We start from the raw sequence: 19,552 nt of genomic DNA on the forward strand, positions 1-19,552 counted from the left end.
GAGCCGGTTGCTGATCGGTGGGGGTGTGCGGGGTGCTACGGGTTTCTCCGGGAGTCGGGCGGTGTGCTGGGCGGCCCCGGCGTGGTGCCGGGGCCGCTCGGGCGTCTTACGGGGTACGGCGGGCCGGTGCGGAGTGCGACGGGGAGCCGTCCGGTGCCGGTTGCTGCGCTGCGGGACGGGCCGCTCTGGTGCGGAGGCCGTGCATGGCCAGCCGGCAGGTGGCTTCGTCGAAGATGCCGGGCGTGCACTTGACGTCATGACCGGTCAGGAGCAGGGCGGGGATGCCTAGGTCGGCCTCCGCCTGGTTCATCGAGTCCTGGCGGTTGGCGTACGGGTGCCGGACGGGGTCGGCGGCATGGATGCCGGGGCTGAGGTAGGCGCGGTCCGTCCGGCGGGGTGCTGGAGGGCGGTACCGATGCCGAGCGCGTCGAGGCGCGGGCCGATCTCGCGTAGGGCGCGGGCCTGGACCTGGGTGTCGTCACCACTCAGGCGGTAGATGCCGCTCTGCGGGTCCTGGATAAAGCCGTGGGCGACGAGGATCGTGCCGGCCCGGTCGTCGGCGGGGGCGGTGGCGACGCTGCCGTCCGGCTGCCAGGTCAGGACGATCCGGTCCGGCTGGGAGGGCTGGATGCCACCCAGGGCGTTGTGCCGGACCTGTGCGAGCGCACGGTCGTAGCGGGCGAGCAAATCGCCAGCGACCTGCTCGGCACTCAGGAACGGGTCGTCTGCCAGGGCGACGCCGTTGGGCTCAGGGACAGCCCGGTACGCCTCGTCGGGCAGGGCGCGCGGGGCGACGGCGGCGAGAAGGAAGCCGTCGCGTCCGTCGTGCCGGTCCAGGAGGACGAGCTGGGCGCCGTCGGGGCGGCTCAGGACGGCTGCCTGCGTCAGCGGGTGCTCGGCGAGGGAGGCGGCGACCAGGTCCAGGTCCCAGATCCGGTCGGCGATTTCGGCGAGGTCGTCTTTGGCGTCGGCTGTCAGGTGCGTGCTGGTCCAGGTATCGGGGAGTTCACCGGCGAGGACGTCGGCGTACGAGGCGAGGTGCTCGGAGGTGTCGTGGTCGTGCATGGTGTCCTTGGGCAGTTGCAGGGGCTCAGCGGCGCAGGCGGGTGGCACCGACGGGCGGCGGTGCCGGGGCCGGCAGTGCACGCGGCGTGGGTGGGCAGGCGTACACGGCGGAGCGTTCGGGCTCGTGGTCGGGCACCTGCTCGGCGCAGGGGCGGCGGCCGGGGTGAGGGGCGTGCCGGTCGGCCAGCCGTTCGCGGGTGTACGCGAGGTCGGAGTGGATGACGCGGACGTATTCGTCGGCGAGGTAGCGCAGGCGCCGGGCGGTGTGCGGATCGGTCGCGTTGCCGAGTTCGTCGAAGAACTCCGCCAGAGCGCCGAGGGTTTCCTCCAACCCGGCGAGGATGCCGTCGTGGGGCGCGGTGAGTTCGGTGAGGATGTCGGCTGCCTCGGCGGTGTCGGTGGCTTCGCGCAGGCGTTCGGCGAGGTGGGAGACCGAGGTACCGAGCGTGGGATAGCGCGCGGGGCGGGCGTCGGTGTCGAAAGATTCGTCGCAGTCGACGTGGTACCCGGCAGCCCGCAGGCGCGCTACGGCATCGGTGGCGAGACGGGACCCGTCGTCCTCGGTGAGGCCGGCGGGGGCGCGGTGGTAGGTCTTGTGCAGGCGGACGACCGCGATGAATCCCGCGCGCTGGAGAATGCTGTGTGCCTCCAAGTCCCCGCCGCGCGCGAGGAGTTCGCTGGAGTTCGAGTCGCGGCGGATGTCCATGAAGCGGCCGGTATGGGGCAAGAAGGCGTTGCTCCTACGGAGATCTGTGGGCGGTGTGCCGGGCTACGGGCGGTGCAGCGGCGATCCGGGACCGGCGGACCAGGTGGGCCGCGGTGGTGTCCAGGTCCTGCTGGATCGCGTGGAGCCGGCGGGCGATCAGCTCCAGACCGTGTGCTGCTTCGATGCTGGCGGCTCCGGGCTGGCGGGCGATGCGGTGAGCGGTGTGCTCGATCAGTCCGCGGACCGTGGCCAGCGGGCCGGCCTGCTCGTCGGCGAGCTGCGTAAGGACGCTCGCGAACTGCGCGGATGCGGTGGGCGCCGTACGGACAGCGGGGCGTGTCGCGGGTCCGGTGCGGGCGGGGATCAAGTTGAGGTCCTGTTCGATGCGGCGTGCCTCGTCCGCAAGGCGCCGCAGTATGTCTGAGGGCGGGGTGCGCCAGGTGCCGTCGAGGTGGATCAGGTTGGCGATCAGGTCCAGGCGCCCGGGCTGTGCCTGGACGGCGATCCACCGCCAGCCGTGCTCCGCGGCGCCGGGTATCTCGATACCGGCGGCTCGCGCGAACCGGTGAGCGGTTTCGGCCCACTCGGGACCGGTCAGCTCCCGGTCGTCCGGGTGGAGGCGGATGTCGAGATGGAGGATCGCCCGCCGGTCGTCGTCCGCACTGGCAGTGAACGGATGCTCCAGGTGGGGATCTTCGAGGTGCTCGGCCCACTGAACGGACGTCCAGGTTCTCTGCTCGTCATCCGGGGTGTAGTAGTCCAGGCCCGGCCAGTGGGCGACGATGGTGTACTCCGTCGGACCCTCGTTCGGGGAAAGGGGCCGCCTGAGTGCCTCGGCGAGCGGGTCGCGCGGCGAGTGGGTCCGCGCGTGCAGGCGGGGGATCATGACGGCACCCCGCTCGACGTGCGGGTGGGCGGCCGGTGCTGATGAAGGTCGCGGGCTGTGCAGAGCAGGGAGCGCTCGCGGACCAGGTCGGCGTGCACCGAGGTGTCCCCCGGCGGGAGACAGTCGATCGCCCTGTCGATGGCGCCCAGCCCTTCGTCGTACCGGCCCAGCCGCCGCAGGGCACCCGCCACGCGGAAGAGGACGATCGGGTCGCTGCCGGTGGCGAGGGCCGGTCGGGAGCGGAGGGCCAGGAGACGCTCCGCGCCGTGGTCCAGGTCCTGGCCGAGCCACAGCCCGTGCAGCAGGACGTGCAGGGTCTTGGTGTGCTGCCCGGCGTCCGCGAGGACCTCGTCCATGACCGCGAGGCCCTCCGGGCGGGACTGGCCCAGCAGCGCGAAGGCGTACAAGGCCCGCGTGTAGCAGTCCAGCGGCTGACGCGCGGTTTCCGCGAGTTGTTCGACGAGGCGTTGGAGGGTGGGGCAGCGGAAGTCGAACCGCAGGGCGCTCAGGTACAGATGAGCCAAGGTGCGGGCGGTGATCGGGTCAAGGCCCATTGCGGTGACGTCCTGCGGGGACAGCAGGGCCAGGACGCTGTGTCCGGCCGACCGTGCCGCCCAGGCAGCATCCGCGCACACCTCGGCCGAAGTTCTCCAGTCGGCCTCGATGTCGCGGAGGTCTTCGGCCAGGTGAAGCGGCCAGGAAGAATCGACCGGAGATGCGGTGGCTCGGGCCCTGGCTCTGTCGAGCGCGGCGAAACGGCCGGGACGGTGCGTGGGGGAAGTCATCGACCACTCCGGATGTCCGCGATGTGCACGAGCTGGCCCAGGGCGGTGGTGGTGTACCAGCCGCAGTCGATCAGCTCGTCGCGGTCGGCGAACCGCGTAAAGAGGGCATCCTCCATGGCGCGCAGGTAGATCAGGCAGTCCGGGCAGCGGCGCGAGAGGTGCACGAGGTAGCGGGGGTGGGCGGTGACGTAGGACTGGGCGCCGCCGGTCGCATCACGCAGCCGCCAGCCGTCCTCGTCGGTCGGGGTGTGCCAGGACGGGGCCACGACGCGCATCGCATCGCCCCACAGTTCTCCGCCGGCCATCCCCTTCAGGACGACGACAGTGTCACCGGCCTGGAAGTGGGCGTGGGTGATATCCCGATCGGGGGTGAGCGGGTCGGGCGTCGGTGCGAACGCCGAGGTGGGCGGAAGCTGGGACATGAGTTCCTTCCACGCAGATGCTGGCGGGGTGGGAGCATCAATAGTCCGGAGGAACGCCGGTTTGGCTAACCGGCGTTATCCGGTTATGTTGCCCCGCCGTCAGCGGAACGGGTTCTCCGTCCCGCGGTCCGCCTCACTGGCTGCGTCGAGGAGTTCGAGCAGGTCAGTGCCTTCGGCGTCGCGCTGGTCGATCCACCATCCGGCACGGGTGATGGCGCGGGCCTTCTCCTCCAGCTCCGCCCAGTCCGCCTCGTCCCACGTGCCCTCGATGACGAGCGCGGTGTGCGCGGATGTCATCAGTTGGTGGCGGGAGCGTTCGCCCCAGTCCAGGGCCTTGGCCGGGCCCTCCAACTGCGGCATGTCGAACTGCTTCGCCCACGTGAGGGCTGCCTCCTGCTCCTCGGCCCGCTTGGCCGCGAGCCACTCCTCCTTGGACTCGGTGTCGGCGTCGCGCGCCACCTTCCAGCAGTCGGTGCAGTTCTTCGACGCGAGCCAGCGGGCGAAGCCTGCCCGCTTGTCGGCAGGGCGATTGGACAGGTCATGATCCACACGGTGGGAGCAGGCGTGCTCCACAGTCCAGTGCGTACGCACAGCCATAATTCGATCTCCTCAAAGGGGTTGCAAGGTGGGGGTTGCGCCCTGATCAGGGCGTCTTATGCCGGCCTCGATGCAGGCACCGGCGCCAGCCGCACCGCGACTGCCCGCGGGGCCCAGACGTCGGCGCGCGGCGAGAAGGACGGTGAGAGCGAAGGCCGCGCCGGTGCCAGGGAGCGCCGGGTCGGCGAGCGGCTGCTTGGCGAGGTGTCCGGCGAGGGCGGTGCGGCGGGCGGGACGCTTGGCCAGGAGCACGGCCACCAGGAGAGGTTTGCCTGCAACGAGGCTTCGCGCGTGAAGACCAGGTAAGTGGGAGTCGCTGTAGATCGGCGCTTGGGCTCCCCCGAAGCGGTCACCAACTTGTCTGTGTGTCAGTGGGGTTGGCTACTATGGACGTGGTCGACGAGATCCTTGAAAGGCATGGTGCATCGGTGATGATGGCCAACCGCTACGGCGCTCCATCCGAGGAGCGATAGGCGCGCCTGGCCGGCGCTTCCCTATCGCGACGCCCGCTGGGCGGCGACGCTGTGACGTGAATCCAGCGCAGGATGCACCCTGCCCTGATTCAGGTGACGGCGCTCCGACGGAGTATGGGAGGGCCCTACTTGTCTGCCACCACTTCTACCTGTGACCACCGCGTGTATCACGTTGTCGTCGTTGCTCTGGTATCCGTCACTGCTGGGCTGGTTGCGGGGATCGGCTCCGCTGTTCTGGGGCAGCCTGCCCTCACCGCCGTCGCTTCTGGCGGGGCCGTCCTTGCCTTCACCTACGGCGCCGGCATGACCGCCGTGTCACACGTGAGTAAGCGTCAGCAGTAGCCGCTGCTCCGGGGCGGCTGGCATGGCCGCCCCTAGGCCGTGGGCGCTCAAGACAGCTCACGATCGTGCTCGTATTTTGCGAGGGCAAGGTTGATCGCGTACTGCTCCATGGGCTCGTGTTCGTCAAGACCAGGTGGGACATGGGCTTAGCGGTGTCGGGCGGTGGTGCTGGCGCGGGGTGGCGGCTTGGGCGGTGTGGTGTCCACGGCGGGGCGCGGACGGGTGCGCAGCACGGGGGTGCGGTGCGGGGGCAGGACGGCGACGGTCGCGCCGAGGTCCTCGGCCGCCTCTTCGACTTCGCGGGTGAGGAACTCGATCTGCCGGCTCAGCGCTGCCAGGCGGGCGGCGATCTGGCGGCCCTGCACGGTCTCCAGGGCGCTGGCGAACTGGCCGCTGGTCTCCAGGAGTTCCTGCAGGCGGACCATCGGTCCGGCGTCATAGCCGCGCTGGACAGCGCTGAGAAGCGCATTGGAGGCGTCACCGGCACTGTGGCCTTCGACGACATCGCGGATGAGGTCCTGCAGGGACACCTCCGGGACCGGTGCCGGGCGGTTGAACCGGGAGACGTCCGCGCGCAGCACGCCGGGCGGAACCGGAGCGGGCAGTACCTTGCCCGCCTCGTACTCGTGGGCGTAGTGCCCGATCACCTGCCAGCCCGGTGCGTCCGGATCGCCGCGCAGCGCGACCACCGTCGAGTCGTCATCCTCGACCAAATAGGCGAGGGTGATCGGCTGCCCGTCGGCGGCGTACCACGACTCGGTCAGCTCCAGCTCGCCGCGCCTTTGCGCGGCCTGGGCCTTCTTGGTCCACATTTGCTGTTCCTCGTCGGTCAGCGGAGTCTTGTGGTGCTGGCCGCCCTGCTGGTCGGCGAGGTTGCTGGCGATGGAGCCGTGGTCCGCCCAGGCGGCCAGGTGCGGCCACAAGGCCGCGTGCTGAGCGCGCTCGGCCGGGGAACCGGGTGCGGCTGGCCGGTCGAGCGCCCGGCGGATCTCGGCGGCCGAAACGGCCAGGCCGTCCAGGACGGCCCGCCACCCGGCCAGGTGCCGAGCGGGTGGCAGCTCATCGAGCGCCAGGCGGGCGGCATCGAGGAGAGCCTCGGCGTGCGGGGCGAGGTGGGCGGCGTACGCCTCCACCGCGGCCTTGTCGCGGTGGGCTCGTGCGGCTGCCGCGGCGCCCGCGTGGACGGTACGGCCGTAGCGGTCGCGTGTCATGTCGAGCGCTGCCTCGGTCTCGCGGTCGATGACCGCCAGCCGCAAACGGAAGTCGCGTGCCGCGTTGGCCAGTTCGGGAGCGGTCGGCAAGGGGCCGTCGGGGGTCGGACCGCTCGCGGGTGTCATCGGGACCGCCCGCCGGTCGCGGCCGTCAGATGGACGGTCGGAGCGTACGTGGGCTTCGGCGGGATCGGCCGGGCCGAAGGCGGGGAGGTGGTGGGCGGTGTAGAGCGCTGCGTCGTCCGGCCGGCGGCGGCCTGGGCGAGACGGCTGCGGCGCTCCTCGAGTCCGTGGGGCCGGGCGGGGTGTGCCGGGCCGGCCGAGAGGGACGGGTCAAGGCGCATGTCGCCTGCACGGTGTAGCCGTGGCGGCGCAGGTCGTGGACGGCTTGGCGGGTGCGGCGGACTCCGTCACGCTCGGGCTCGCTGAGCCGGTACAGGCCGGGTTCTCCGGGAACGGGCTCGAACTGCTCGCGCTCCAGGTACCAGTGGGCGAGGTGCGCGGGCATAGAGGCGGTGAAGGAGGCCACGAAGCCGTGTTCCTCGTGGTCGCCGAAGGTGAAGTGGGTGCCGGGTTGCAAGGGGGCGGTGTTCTCCTCGGGGCGGGGGCGGAAAGGTCAGGGGCCGCGGTGCGCGGGCCGGGCCGCGGTGAGGGGGTGGGCCGGCGCGGCGACGGGCAGAGCCGGGCGGCGGTGGGGTGCGCTGATGCGGGTCTGCCGCAAGAACGTTTCGCCGTCAGTGAGCCAGGTCTCGATGGCCGGCCACGCGCGTGCTCGGCGCTCCTGCTCCGGCACGAAACCGCCGTGGACGATCTCGTCGACCAGGGTCTCGGCATCGATCACGGCGTCGGCCAGACGGGAGAGGGCCGCGGCGTCGTCGGGCCACGGGCTGCTCGCGGGTCGGCACCGGTCCAGCAGCGCCGGGGCGTGGTCGACGACGGTCAGGAAACGGCGCCAGGCGTGGTCGAGGAACAACTCCGTCGCGGCGCCGAGAGCGGCGGCGCTCAGCGGGGTGGCGTCGCTGTAGCGGCCGGAGGCGTTCATGGCCTGCCAGGTGTCGTGCTCGCAGCGGATGTCCCCGAGCACGGCGGCGATGGCCGCCGTCTGGCGGGCGTGGACGGCCTGCTCGTAGGCGGGGAGGTACCGGCCGGTGAGGGCCTGGGCAGCCCGCCCGGCAACCGGCGGCAGGACGATGCTGCGCGGGGCGTGGGGATCGCCGTAGCCCCCTTCCAGTCCCTCGGGCGAGAAGGCTCCGACCAGGTAGTCGAGTTGACTGCCGGGGCGTTCGATGAACAGCAGCGCGGTGCGCTGCACCGCGTCGGTGAGGAGCGCGGCGTAGGGGATTCGCTCGGTCTGGACGGCGCGGCCGAGTTCGCCGCTGTCCCAGATCCAGGGGACGAGGTCTTCCTGCCAGGCGGGGTGCGAGTAGATCTCGACCGAGGCGTGCCACTGGCCGGGCAGGAGGCGCGCGAGGTCGCGGGCGGCGTCGCCGATGAACCGGCGGCTGCTCATCTGCACGCTGGTGCGGTGCCGCTTCGCGCACGTGACCAGGTCGACCACGGTGGTCTGGGTGCTGTCCGCGGGCAGGTGCCAGACGCCCTCGTCGTCCCGCTGGAAGCCGCTCTCCGCGAGGGCGGTGTGCGCCCAGGCATAGCGCTCGCCCGAGGCGATGGCGACGATCCCGGACTCCCGGCTGTGCGCCAGGATGATCTGCGCCTCAGTCACGGACCAGGTCCTCGCCGCCGCGCAGGACGGCGCGCAGGCTGCGGCCGTACGCCCAGGCGTGCTCACGGGCAGCCGCCTCCAGCTGGTCGTATCCGACCTGGGCTGTCATCTGCCCGTTCCACTTGCGGTATCGGTACACGGGGACCGGCAGCAGGATCCCGGGCGCGAGAGCGGTGACGCCGAGGGCCGCGCAGTAGTCCTCGCCCTGGATGAGGCCGCCCATCGGCGCGGCGCGCACGAGGTCGGTGCGGGCGAGGATCGTAGTCGGCCCGATGGGGATGGTGTCCGCCGGTGACTTCCAGTACGTCCACACGTCACCGGCCTCGTGCCGGCCGGGCGGCGTGGGGCAGCGCCACAGTGTGGTCGAGCCGTCGGGGTGCTGGTCCTCGCTCCAGCCGGCACACCAGCCGACTCCGGTGGACTCCAGGGTGTTCAGCCGTAGAGCCATCGCATCGTCGGTGAACTCATCATCATCGTCCGCCCAGTTGGTGTACGGGGTGCGTACGTGGTTCAGGGCCAGGTTGCGGGCGCAGGCGGCGCCGACCGGCCGGGGCAGCGACAGGGTGCGAACGCGGGCATCCTGTGCGAGCGGGGCCGGCAGGCGGTCGGGCGAGGCACCGTCGAGTGCGATCACGGCCTCCCACGGCACGGACTGCCGGGTCAGGCTCGCGTGCATGGCGGTCAGGTAGTCGAGCCGGTCTTCGCGCAGGCGGCTGGCGATGACGACGGTGATCAGGGGCGTGGTGTGCGGGGGCAGGGAAGGCTCCGGGAAGACGAGGGAAAGCTAGCGGTGGGCGGTGGGGCGCGAGGGGCCGGCCTTCGCCGGGGCTGCGGCAGGAGCGCCCGGAGTCGGCGTGCTGCGCGATGCCCGGATAGCGGGCGGGGAGTCGCGGGAGGACCAGGCCGCCGGGTGGTCGTTGAAGGCGGTGCGCGGGTCGATGGACCAGCTCACGATGGGGCCGATGTCCTCGTGTAGGAGGCTGATCACCTCGACGCCCTCCTTGTGTAGGACGTACCCCCACTCCATGTCCTCCACATCGGCGGTCTCGTCGGTGACCGACATGCGTACCGGCGGAGAGCTGTCCGGGGTGACCAGCTGGTCGAGGGTTCGGCTGGGCCAGTGCTCGCCGCCGGTCAGCGCGGCCACGAGTGCGGGCGGGGCATCGTCGAGGAGATCGGTGCCGAGTTCCTCCCAGCCGACGGCGACGTCGTCGATGAGGTGCCGCCACATGGCCTCGACGTTGCGTCCGAACTTGTACTGGTAGGCGGCCAGGAGCAGGGGGAGGTGGTGGCTGGGCACGCCGTCGAGCTGGACGTGGATGCCGGTGTACCCCGTGCCGACGGTGGGGCGGGCGATGAAGGAGCGAGTGGACAGGGAGTTCTCCGCAGCAAGCAGGAGGCGGGAAACGGTCGGCGGCCATCAGGTGGCGCGCGGGTGCGTCTACGCGCGGTCCGACCAGGACGGGAACGGCGGGCCGGAGGCGTCGGTGCGCGCACAGGTGTAGCCGATCAGGCGGGACGGGGCGGCCTTCGCGGGGACGGTGGTGGCGTCGTTGCACACGAACGTGTACGTGATGGAGGTGCGGGGCACGGCGTGGAGCCAGGCCCGGTCCTCCTTGCCGGGGTTGATCTGCAGGCCGGAGTGCGCGACGGCGTCGGTCTGGGTGTGCATGTGGGAGAAGAGGATCAGCGCGCCGCCGTCGGTGGTCTTGAGGGCGTAGGCGTCCTTGTAGCGGTTGTCGGCGCCGGCGAAGACGGTGGTGCCCCGGTCCCCGTAGCGGGTGCCGGTCTTGTCGTGGACCTCGATCTGCCGCTTGCTCGCCGTGGTCGGCGTGAAGACCTTCGTCCCGGTGTGCGTGCCGCCGGTGGCGAAGTTGTCGAGCACCGCGGCACGCAGAACGCCGGCGTCGGCGGCAAGGTGCTTGTTGCCGTCGGCGGCGACGGCCGTCGCGTACCCGTCGTGGTCGAGTGCGATGTCCGGCAGCTTCGGGCTGTCGAGGTCGACGACGGAGACCATCTCCCAGCGCTTGCGCTGGGGTCGTTCGGCAACACCGCCAGACGCGAGGGGACCTTGCCCTTGTCGTCCGAGAGCGCGGCGGCGAACCAGCGGTTTTGTTCGGCGGCCAGGCGCGGGATGTACAGCTTGGCGCTGGCGGTGTCGTAGGACCAGGGCTTGTAGGGCGTGCGGTCGGCCGCGGGGAGTCCCTCGGTCTCGGTGTAGTCCGAGACGGACATGGCGTACAGCGGGCCGTCCTCGATGGTGTCGAGCAGGACGCGGTTGCGATCGGCGTTGGCCTCGTTGTTGATCTGCGAGTAGTGGGTGATGACGGCGCGGGCCTGGGCGGCGCTGAGGGCAGGCGCCGGCTGCGGCGCGCTGCTGGCGCTGGGCGTCTGCTTGGCGACGGCAGCATCGTTGTCGGTGGCACAACCGGTGAGCACCAAGGCGAGGCAGGCGGCGCCGACGAACAGCGGCAGGGTGCGGCGGGCGATGCGGATGGAGACTCCAAGGATCTAGGGGCCGGGGGGTCAGCGCGTACGGCGGAGCGGGGACACGGCCTTCGCTAAGGCCGGCGGAAGGGCGGCGCTGGTGGCGGGCGCCGAGTGGCGCAGGTTCACGCCGATGCCCTTGGCCGTGAGCTGCTGAACCACGGCGTGGACGCGAAGGGCGCGACCGGTGTCCCCGTAGGCGGTGGGCAGGAGGAACGCTGCTTGGTGCGGGTGGTACTGGAAGCCGTGGGTGTACAGGGTCATGCGGGCATCCACCGGCACGCTCTCGTACGGTGCGCCGAGGGCGCCGTCGCTGTAGAGGGTCAGCGTGAGGACCTGGTCGACCTGTGGCGGTTGGGGCCGGTGCGGTGGCTGGGGCTGGTGCGCCGCGTTGTTGAGGACGGCCTGCAGGGCTTCTTCGTAGCGGGGCAGCAGCCGCCGGGCGACTCGTGCTGCCGCGCGTGCGGGGTCCTTGGGAACGGCGATGCCGTTGGGTTCCTCGACTCCGGCGAAGTGGTGGGGCTTGATGTGCGTGCTGTCGGGTGCGAGCGGGGCGACGACGAACTGGTGCAGATAGCGGGGGCGGTCGGCCACGTACAGCCTCTGGTCGGCCGGCCCGTGGAGCACGGCGCCGTGGGTGAGGACGTACTGGCTGACGACATAGTCGACGTGACCGGTGTCCCAGAGCTGCTCGGTACGGGGGAACTGGTCCGCGTACTGCGCGTGGCACTGGTACTCGCTGGTCCAGGTGCCGGGCAGGCGCGCGGCAAGGCCGGCGGCGAAGGCGGCCAGGTCGGTGCGGGGTGACGTCATGTGTTCCTGGAGGGGAGCGATGGTCCGGGTCAGCGCGGGTTCCGCGGCTGCGCCGGCGGGAGCACTCGCGGGGGAAGGGACGGTGTACGGGCCGGGCTGGAGGGCAGTCGCGGTGCCGACGCGAGCGGGGTGAGGGCCCGCATCCGGTCCTCGGCCACGTGCAGGACCTCCACGAGGTTGCGGATCTCGGCGGCGGCGTCGGCGAGGTCGTACGACAGGTCGAAGCCGTCGTCCTCCTCCGCTTCCTTGGCCTTCTCCCCGGCTGCTTCGAAGAACTCGCCGAGTTGCGCCAGCAGGCCGTCGGTGGGCTCCAGGATCTGGTGCAGCAGGGCAGCGGCATCCGCATGCGACTCGGCTCCATTGAGCCGGTCGGTCAGAGCGCGCAGCGCGTCGCCGTAGACGTAGATGGGAGCGTCGTCGGGTGTGCCGGGGACGTCACGGGCCTGGGGCGGGGGCGTCGGCTGGGCTGAGTGCACGTGTGGGCTTTCACCGGGCAAGACGGGGTGCGGCAGCAGTCCGAGCTGGGTCAGGCGGTGGTTGATTGCTTCGATCAGGGGCTGGGCGCTGCCGCCGTGGCGGGCTTCGGGCCGCTGGGGAGCACCGGGGTCGTCGGAGGGGGCCGAGTCGTAGAGGACCTCGAACAGCGACGGGTCGTCGGGGTGCTCACGCGTCGCGATCCAGCCCTCGGGGTCTCCGGGCGGGCGCTCGGAGGACGGCTCCTGCGGCGGACAGATGATCAGGTAACTGTCGTCGGGGAGCGAGGCGCGCACGATGTAGGCGCTGAGGCCGAACTCGATGTCGCACTGCAGGCCGCGCGCCCGCAGCGGCGTGGTGATGTGTGCGTGGCGACGCCACAGCTCCTGCCACCACGGGGTGTCCACGTTGCGGTGGTCGGGAAGCGGTGCGAGCGAGGCAACGCGGCGGGAGTCTGGGGTGCTCGCTTCGTCAGCGGCCACGGTTCCTCCCGCGGGAGGAGGCGGGCGATCGGTGCGGTGGAGGCGTCCGTCCAGCGGGAGTGACTCCCGGCTGCGACTCCTGACTGAAGCCGAGTTCGTACTCGTCGTGGGTGGCGATCAGGTCGTGTTCCATCTGGGCTTCCTGGTCGGCGACCTGTGCCATGAGGTCGTCGAGTTCGGCTTGGCGTTGTTGGTATTCGGCCCATTCGGTGGCGTTCAGGTGAGGGGGACGTTTCAAGAGGACTCCGTGTGCAGGCGGTGGCGGTGCCGTGTCGATCAGTGGTGGTCCCTCGGGATCGCGTTTGCGAGAGTCGGGCGGGACTGGAATCGCAGAAAGAGAGCTATCGGCGGGGTGCGGTACCGGGGGACGGAGGAGCGGGCGGGACGCCTGCGCTGGCCCCAGGCTGGCCGCCGGTCGGTGTCGCGGGGGTGGGAGCCGGGTCGTAGGCGGCGCGCAGCCTGCTCAGGCCGGCCTCGTCGGCGAGGGCCAGGACCGACAGCGCCCGGCTGGCCCGTCATCAGCAGGTTTGAGGGAGATCCCTTGGCCGCACCGCGGTTCTCCCGCCGCCATCGGGCGGCGGCGACGAGGTAGTCGCTCACGGCGCGCAGTGCAGGTTCGGCGGCGTCCAGGACGTGGTCGGTGACTGCTTCGATCTCTGCCGGAGTCTGAGCCGCGGCGAGGGCGTCCAGGTAGGGGGTGAGATCAGGTGCGGGCCAGGGCTGGTCCGGCAGCGGATGCGCGTCGCGGAAGGGCTGCGCGTCGCGTCGCGCCCACCGCTTCAGGTCGCCGCGGGTGGCGAGGTTGTACCGGGCGGCGTGGATCTGGTCGGCGTCGCGGCCGACGTTGTCGTACAGGTCGAAGTCCGGGTCACGCGGGGAGATACGAGAGTCCTTCGATGGGGTGTTGTCAGGATTCGTGAACTAGACGCTTTTTCAATGCATTCGGGCGTCGGTGTCGAACAGCGCCAGCTCGTTGGGATGCAGCAGGTGCTGGACGATGAAGGATCTGCCAGCGACTTTCCACAGACCACGGCCCCGGTTGAGGTGCGCGATGGCGTCCATTTCCACAGAGGTCAGGCCGAGCAGGGCGGCGGCGGCGTGGAGTTGGTCGGTCTCCTGGCGGTAGATGATCCGGGTGCTGCAGTCGGCGAGGAGGCCCTCGGCGAGGGCGCGGCCTTGTGATCCGGCGTCGCCGGCGGTGAGCAGGTCGGACAGCCGGTGGATCACCATGAGGTTGGCGATACCGAGGCCGCGGCTGAGCTTCCACTGGGCCTGCATCCGCTGCAGCAGGCCGACGTGCCGCATCAGTCGCCACGCCTCGTCGTACACGATCCAGCGCCGGCCGCCGTTCGGATCGGAGAGGGCGGACTCCATCCAGGCACTTGCGCAGGTCATGGCCAGGACGAGGGCGGTGTCGTCGCCGGATCCGCCGAGGCGGGACAGGTCGATTGTGAGCATCGGCGCGTGCGGGTCGAAGGCGACGGTGGATGGGGCGTCGAACATGCCGGCCAGGTCACCGTGGACGAGGCGGCGCATCGCGTGGGCCAGGTCGCGGGCGGCGTCGCCGAGCTGGCCGGACATCATGCCGGCGGCTTCGTCGAGCGCACTGGGGGTGTTGAGGGTGGCGGCGACGTCGCCGAGGAGCGGGGTGCGGCCGGTGGCGGCGGCGCGGGTGACGACGGCGTCGAGGGCGACGTCGAGGGCGGTGTGCTCCATGGGCATCAGGTCCCGGCCCAGGACGGTCCGGGCGAGGGAGCCGAGCAGGAGCAGGCGCCGTTTGCGGATCTCGCCGACCCAGTCGGCCTCCGTGACGCTGTCCGGTCGCGGGGCCGCGTCCAGGGGGTTCAGGCGTCCGGGCAGTCCGGGGCCGAGAGCGACGGACCGGCCGCCGAGGGCTTGCGCCACCGGCGTCCACTCGCCTTTGGGATCACAGGGGACGTAGACGCGGTAGCCGAAGGCCACCGAGCGCAGCGCGAAGGACTTGGCGAGCGCGCTCTTGCCCTGGCCGATCACCCCGGCGAGCAGGAGGTTGGGGTTGGTGAATCCCTCGACCTTGCCGTACAGCGCGAACGGGTCGAAGACGAACGACGCTTCCGCGTGGACGTCGCGGCCGATGTAGATGCCCTCGGCGCCGAGCCCGCCTTCGGCGAGGAAGGGGTAGGCGCCGGCGGCCACGGCGGTGGTCATGCGGTGGGCGGGCAGCTTCAGCCGGTTGTTGCGCGCGGATGCGGGCCCGGAACGTCCGCTTGGAGGGTAGAGCGGAGCGGGCATCTCGTGCTCGGCGGGTGTTCTCTCGGCCTGGTGGGCGCTGGCTTCGGCGCGGGCCTTGGCGGCGGCTTCGGCGAGCTGGCGGCGGGCTGCCTTGCGGCTGGCCCGGTCGGTGCCGTGGGGGGTGAACAGCGGGCTGGCGGAGGCGCGGCGGGCGCGGCGAGCGGGCCGGTGGCTCATCGGAGGCCCTCGATTCTGCGGGTGGTGCTCATCGCACGCAGGCCGTGGTATGTGGGCGGAGGTCGGTGGGGGTGGTCTTGCGCCGGATGCTGTGCCCGGCGGCGAGGTGGCGTTGGCAGATGGTCAGCACGGGCGGCCCTTCGGGCAGCCGTTCCGGATGGCACGCGCTCGTCTCGGTGTCTGCCTGCGCTGTATTGCCGGGCAGCAGGTGGAAGGCGGCATGGATCTCGGTGGCGGCCTGCCACAGCCGGGTGTGCGCGGTGGCGAGGTGGCGGCCTGCTGCAGGATGCGGGGGCCCTGCTACCTCGACCAACTGGTCGATGAACCGGTGTAGTTCGGTGAGGTGGGCGTGGAGGGTGTCGAGGTGCCCGCGATCCGGGGGCGCGGCACGGTTGAGGGCCCGAGCGTGGTGGCGGACGCCTGCGGTGGCGGCCCGAAGGTAGGGGTGCGCATCGGGCGCGCTGGGACGGGGATGGATCAATGGGAGGTCCTTGCCGCTAAAGAGGCGGGAGCGGGGTGGGGGGGGCGAACTGGCAGCTACAGGGTGGTGCGGGCCAGGGGGAGTGCGGCAACGGCGAACGCGTCGGGCTGCTGGTAGTTCAGCCGTCGCAGGTCGACGCCCGAGGTGACGGCGTGGGTCTCGATCTGGGCGCAGGCGGCGTCCAGGAGGGCGTCGGTCTCGGCGGTGACGGTGACGAGGCCGGTCAGGGCGACGTCCGCGTGTCCGGCGATGAGCTGGCGCTCACGCTGTTTGACGTCGGCGTACTCGACGGAGTCTTCCTCGCTGTCGACCTGCCCGCGGCGGGCGCGCTCGTTGGCGTCGGCAATGATCGCGGCCTTCTTGCGCTGGACGTCCCGCAGCGCGGACTCGAGCCCCTGCGGGACATAGATGAGGGACAGGCTGCGTCGCACGCCGGCCGTGAACATGAGGCCGTGCATGAAACCGGCGTTCGTCTCGGTGCGGGGCCAGTTCTCCACCCAATACGTGGCGTGCCGTGCGCTGTCGGTGGCGAGGCGGTCGTACTCCTCGACCTGGACGACGGGACCTGCGGCTGCGGGATCGGCCTCGGCGCGGCCGGTGTCGGACCACTGCTGGAGTGCGGCGAGGGCCCCCGGGTCGTAGGCGGTGCGGATGACGGCGGCGATCTCCCGCGCGGTCAGCCACCCGGTGACCATCAGTCCGGCGTTGCGGGCCGCCTGGGCGATGGACGCGGTGGTCTGCTCCATGACGGTGAACGCCCCGGGCAGCCCGCCGCCAGCCTGCGAGATCAGCCGCCGGGCGGCCTTCAGATCGAGGGAGATGGCGAGGTAGGTCTCGTGGGGTGCGGCGGCGGGACCGGCCGAGGCGACCAGTTCGGAGTAGATCTGGCCGGCGACCGGTGTCTGGGGCTGACCGTTCTGGGCCCAGTGGCGGGTGAGGGTGTCGCCGCTGTCGGGGACGGTGCGTTCCAGCACCTGCACGGTGGCGATGTGCCCGGTGCGGGCGATGCCTGCGAGCGCGCGTCCCCAGCTGCCCACGTTGTGGTTCTGGGTGGCGGGGTCGAGGAGGGCGAAGGCGCGGCTGCTGACCCGGGCGATGGCGGTCAGGGTCTGCCGGTGCGGGTCGTGCACGGCCGCGGCGCCGTTGGCGGAGTCGCCGGGTGTGACCACCTTGAGGGAGGCGGCCGTGCCGGGCAGGTGGAGGATGCCGTCCTGCCGGGGCCGGGTGACGGGCCGGGCGAGCCAGAGCGTCTGGCCGGTGCGTCGGCGCTGTGCGTAGCGGGTGACGATCGGCGCCCAGTCGATCAGGGAGCGTCCGTGCCGACGGATCACCACGAGCGCACCGGAAGCCGCCCACAGCGGTGCCAGGGCGACGGCGCCGACCAGCCCGGTGGAGACCACCGTCATCAGCAGCAGCGCCAGCGTGCAGGAAACAAGGACGAGTTGCGGCAGGGAGAGGCCGAGGAGGATGCCGCGGCGGGACCGGTGCGGAAACTTCACCGTGACCGGAGCGACGGAGAGATCAGTCAAGGGGCGGGTCCTGAAGACGCGGGCGGAAACCCGGGGGCGGGGGTGCAGTACACGCCCCGCCCCCGGTAGACGGACAGGGGATCAGAGGCCGGTCGCAGGCGGCGGCGGTGAGGCCGTCCCGCTGGGCGTGGCGTTCTGTGCCCCAGGGGACGGCGGTGCGCCCTGCGGCGGCGGGGTCGTGGTCGGCGGCACTGACTGCCAGCCGCCTTGCTGGCCGGACGCGGCGCTCACGCCGGATCCACCCGGCCCCGGGCTGCCGCCCACCTGGCCGCTGGTGTCATCCGACACGCTCGTCGGCGCGGGCTGGACGGCCTTCTCCAGGCCGGACTTCATGGCACCGCCACCGGGCGAGCCGCCCGTTCCGCCACCCTGCGAAGCGTCCTTGCCGCCGCCGCTGTCGCCGGTCGGGTTGGCGGCGATGTCGCCGGGGAATCCGCCTCCGCCTGCGGCGTCGGGGCCTTGCGCGGCGGCGACACCCGCTCCGGCTGCCGCGCCGCCGGTTCCGGCGGTGGCGGCTGCTGCCGCGGCCTTGCGGGCGACGTTCTCGGCGTGGGCCTTGGCGATCTGCGCTCCTGCGCCGCCGGCGCGGTGGATGGACTCGCCGTCGGTGCCGTCGGCCGCCCAGTGCACGAACTTGAAGACGGCATAGGGGCACAGCAGCACCAGGATCATGATCACGATGCCGGACATGACGTCGGCGAGGGCGGCGATGCCGTCGGTGGCGTCGGTCTTGCCCATGGCGGCGATGCCGAGCACGAAGATCACAGTCATCAGCAGCTTGCTGACGACGAGGGTGGCGGTGGCTTCGATCCAGCCCTTGCGCCAGCGGCGTGCGACTTCCCAGCCGCCGCCGGCGGACGCGAAGACGGCCAGGGTGACCATGACGAGGATGCCGACCTTGCGGACCATCATCACGCACCAGTAGAGGAAGGCGCCGATGGCGGCGCCGAGACCGACGACGACCGGGACGAGCCAGCCGAGTCCGGCCAGGGACCCGATCTGGCTGACCTTCACGATGCGGCGCACGGCCGACTCGATGCTCAGGTGCGCGGTCTTGAACAGGCCGTCGCTGACGGCGTCGACGACTTCGACGGCGACCGTGGTTAGGGCGATGGCGCAGAACGCGAACAGGACCCCTGACATGGTGCCGGTGAACGCCTGGGTGAGGGCTTGTCCGTCGCGTCTGACGGCGGCCCGGACGAGCTGCGCGCAGAAGGTGGCGACCAGCAGGACCAGGCCCAACGGCAGCAGCATCTTGTAGTTGTCGCGGAACCATCCGGCGTTCAGGTCGACCCTCGTGGTGGTGTTGACCGCCTTGGCGGCCAAGTCGGCCGCTGCCGCAGCCAGCTCACCTGCGGACTTCGCCATCCAGTCACCGATGGCCTTGCCAGGGTCCGAGGCGAAATCGACCGCGTCGCCGACGGCACAGAGCTTGTCCGCCAGGGGGTAATCACAGAAACCCACGGGGAATTACTCCTCCTTATATCGTGTCAGGCGCGGGTCACTGCGTGACGCTCGGAGCGATGGCGGCCAGGGCACAGTCGTGGCCGGGGCGGCACTGCACGGCGAGGGTCACGGCGCGGTCCTCGGCTCCGCCGCCGCCCTTTTTCCAGGCGATCTGCTGCGTGCCGTTGACGGTGACGACGTAGATGTACGCCTCGGTGATCGCCGAGGGGTCCTCGGCGAGGGCCTGCTTGAACGCGCCCGGGTAGTGGCCTTCGGTGACGCGGGCGGTGGCGTGCTGGTCCTGGTCGGCCATCCGCGACCACAGCAACGGATCAGGGACCTGGCCGGAGACGGACGCCCAGTCGGCGTAGGCGGGCTCTTTGGTCATCCACGCGCGCATGCCGGCGAGCTGCTGGTCGCGGCTGGTGTCGCGGGTGTCGTAGGACCACAGCATCTGGGCTACTGCCTTGGCGTACGCGACCGGCTCGGCGATCTGCGGAGGCTTGGGCACGGAACCGGAGTCGGCCTCGGGTTTCGGGGCGGGGGCCTCGGAGGAGGACGGGCTGTGCGTCGCGGCCGGCCCGGCAGCGGTCGGATCCCGGTGGGCGTTGCCGCTGCCGGACAGCCAGGCGACGGCTGCGGCGATGGTGAGCAGGACGGTGACGACCAGAGCGACGATGGCGACGCGCCGGTTGGCCGACCAGCCGACGCCGTAAGAGGACAGCGAGAGGGTGGGGAATCGGTTCCGCATCAGTGAACCTGCGAGCCGAGGGTGGAGAAGAACGCGACGATTCCGTTCGCGGCGCCGAGGCCGAGGGCGGCGCCCGCGGCGACGACGGCGCCCTTCTTGCCGTTGGCCTCGGCCTGGTGGCCACCGGTGTGGTGGCCCCAGGCCCACACGCCGAGCGAGACCGCGAGGGCACCGACGACGGCGATGATCCCGAACATGTTGATGCTGTTGACGACGTTCTTCAGCACGCTCAGGCCGGGCAGGCCGCCGCCCTTGGGCGAGATCCCTGGGTCGTAGGCGAGCTGGATGACGCGGTCTGCGAGAGGGAGGGACATAGGTGTGGCGGGGCTCCTTGCCTACGCGGGCCAGACGAGGGGCCGGCGAGAAGAGGGGAAGCAGAGGGGGTGGGGAGATGCGCTCGGGGCGCGGGAGATCGCCGCGGCGGCGGCCCG

20 protein-coding genes and 2 pseudogenes are annotated in these 19,552 nt (G+C 71.5%); all 22 read right to left on the minus strand.

Annotation, left to right across the window (positions count from 1 at the left end; translation table 11 throughout):
* Window positions 1-106 precede the first annotated feature (106 nt).
* Window positions 107-310: a hypothetical protein gene (locus tag FHX78_RS31595; protein ID WP_145870796.1), complete on the minus strand. Its 204-nt coding sequence runs from the start codon at window positions 308-310 to the stop codon at window positions 107-109.
* Window positions 307-1,065, minus strand: coding sequence for a hypothetical protein (locus tag FHX78_RS31600; RefSeq protein ID WP_145870797.1), 759 nt, complete (start codon window positions 1,063-1,065; stop codon window positions 307-309). Before FHX78_RS31600 ends, FHX78_RS31595 begins: the two co-directional genes overlap by 4 nt.
* A gap of 25 nt (window positions 1,066-1,090) precedes the next feature.
* Complete coding sequence (locus FHX78_RS31605) at window positions 1,091-1,771, minus strand: hypothetical protein (RefSeq protein ID WP_373313119.1); 681 nt, start codon at window positions 1,769-1,771, stop codon at window positions 1,091-1,093.
* A gap of 34 nt (window positions 1,772-1,805) precedes the next feature.
* Window positions 1,806-2,657, minus strand: coding sequence for a relaxase/mobilization nuclease (locus FHX78_RS31610; RefSeq protein ID WP_145870799.1), 852 nt, complete (start codon window positions 2,655-2,657; stop codon window positions 1,806-1,808).
* A complete protein-coding gene (locus tag FHX78_RS31615; RefSeq protein ID WP_145870800.1) occupies window positions 2,654-3,442 on the minus strand; it encodes a hypothetical protein in 789 nt (262 codons plus the stop codon). Before FHX78_RS31615 ends, FHX78_RS31610 begins: the two co-directional genes overlap by 4 nt.
* Window positions 3,439-3,864, minus strand: a complete 426-nt coding sequence (locus FHX78_RS31620; protein ID WP_055495473.1) for a hypothetical protein — start codon at window positions 3,862-3,864, stop codon at window positions 3,439-3,441. Before FHX78_RS31620 ends, FHX78_RS31615 begins: the two co-directional genes overlap by 4 nt.
* 99 nt (window positions 3,865-3,963) lie before the next feature.
* Window positions 3,964-4,461 carry a hypothetical protein gene (locus tag FHX78_RS31625; protein WP_189908713.1) on the minus strand — a complete coding sequence of 166 codons (498 nt, stop codon included), beginning with the start codon at window positions 4,459-4,461 and terminating at the stop codon, window positions 3,964-3,966.
* A 961-nt stretch (window positions 4,462-5,422) separates the two neighbouring features.
* On the minus strand, window positions 5,423-6,613 hold the full coding sequence (locus FHX78_RS31635; protein WP_145870802.1) for a hypothetical protein: 1,191 nt from the start codon (window positions 6,611-6,613) through the stop codon (window positions 5,423-5,425).
* Window positions 6,610-7,067 (minus strand): annotated as a pseudogene (locus tag FHX78_RS37695) (hypothetical protein). Before FHX78_RS37695 ends, FHX78_RS31635 begins: the two are co-directional and overlap by 4 nt.
* A gap of 36 nt (window positions 7,068-7,103) precedes the next feature.
* Window positions 7,104-8,210, minus strand: a complete 1,107-nt coding sequence (locus FHX78_RS31645; RefSeq protein WP_145870803.1) for a hypothetical protein — start codon at window positions 8,208-8,210, stop codon at window positions 7,104-7,106.
* On the minus strand, window positions 8,203-8,946 hold the full coding sequence (locus FHX78_RS31650; RefSeq protein WP_145870804.1) for a glycosyltransferase family 2 protein: 744 nt from the start codon (window positions 8,944-8,946) through the stop codon (window positions 8,203-8,205). The genes FHX78_RS31645 and FHX78_RS31650 overlap by 8 nt, the downstream gene beginning before the upstream one ends.
* A 48-nt stretch (window positions 8,947-8,994) precedes the next feature.
* The gene (locus FHX78_RS31655) at window positions 8,995-9,510 is read right to left on the minus strand and encodes a hypothetical protein (RefSeq protein ID WP_167531903.1); all 516 of its coding nucleotides are present in this window, start codon (window positions 9,508-9,510) and stop codon (window positions 8,995-8,997) included.
* Between the two features lie 141 nt (window positions 9,511-9,651).
* Window positions 9,652-10,649: pseudogene (locus FHX78_RS38340) on the minus strand (DUF8094 domain-containing protein).
* An 87-nt stretch (window positions 10,650-10,736) separates the two neighbouring features.
* A complete protein-coding gene (locus FHX78_RS31665; RefSeq protein ID WP_145870806.1) occupies window positions 10,737-11,510 on the minus strand; it encodes a hypothetical protein in 774 nt (257 codons plus the stop codon).
* 29 nt (window positions 11,511-11,539) lie between these two features.
* Window positions 11,540-12,466: a hypothetical protein gene (locus tag FHX78_RS31670; RefSeq protein ID WP_145870807.1), complete on the minus strand. Its 927-nt coding sequence runs from the start codon at window positions 12,464-12,466 to the stop codon at window positions 11,540-11,542.
* Window positions 12,456-12,704, minus strand: a complete 249-nt coding sequence (locus FHX78_RS31675) for a hypothetical protein (protein ID WP_145870808.1) — start codon at window positions 12,702-12,704, stop codon at window positions 12,456-12,458. Before FHX78_RS31675 ends, FHX78_RS31670 begins: the two co-directional genes overlap by 11 nt.
* 695 nt (window positions 12,705-13,399) lie before the next feature.
* Window positions 13,400-14,914 (minus strand): TraC family protein, encoded by a 1,515-nt coding sequence (locus FHX78_RS31685; protein WP_145870809.1) that lies wholly within the window; start codon window positions 14,912-14,914, stop codon window positions 13,400-13,402.
* A 28-nt stretch (window positions 14,915-14,942) separates the two neighbouring features.
* A complete protein-coding gene (locus tag FHX78_RS31690) occupies window positions 14,943-15,395 on the minus strand; it encodes a DUF6238 family protein (protein WP_167531904.1) in 453 nt (150 codons plus the stop codon).
* Window positions 15,396-15,451: 56 nt separating this feature from the next.
* Window positions 15,452-16,924, minus strand: a complete 1,473-nt coding sequence (locus FHX78_RS31695; RefSeq protein ID WP_167531905.1) for an SCO6880 family protein — start codon at window positions 16,922-16,924, stop codon at window positions 15,452-15,454.
* Window positions 16,925-17,005: 81 nt separating this feature from the next.
* The gene (locus tag FHX78_RS31700) at window positions 17,006-18,388 is read right to left on the minus strand and encodes an SCO6881 family protein (RefSeq protein ID WP_145870810.1); all 1,383 of its coding nucleotides are present in this window, start codon (window positions 18,386-18,388) and stop codon (window positions 17,006-17,008) included.
* A gap of 37 nt (window positions 18,389-18,425) precedes the next feature.
* Entirely contained in the window at window positions 18,426-19,121 is a 696-nt protein-coding gene (locus FHX78_RS31705) for a hypothetical protein (RefSeq protein WP_145870811.1), read from the minus strand.
* A complete protein-coding gene (locus tag FHX78_RS31710) occupies window positions 19,121-19,435 on the minus strand; it encodes a DUF6112 family protein (RefSeq protein WP_006143162.1) in 315 nt (104 codons plus the stop codon). The genes FHX78_RS31705 and FHX78_RS31710 overlap by 1 nt, the downstream gene beginning before the upstream one ends.
* Window positions 19,436-19,552 lie beyond the last annotated feature (117 nt).

The organism is Streptomyces capillispiralis (assembly GCF_007829875.1).
GTDB lineage: Bacteria > Actinomycetota > Actinomycetes > Streptomycetales > Streptomycetaceae > Streptomyces > Streptomyces capillispiralis.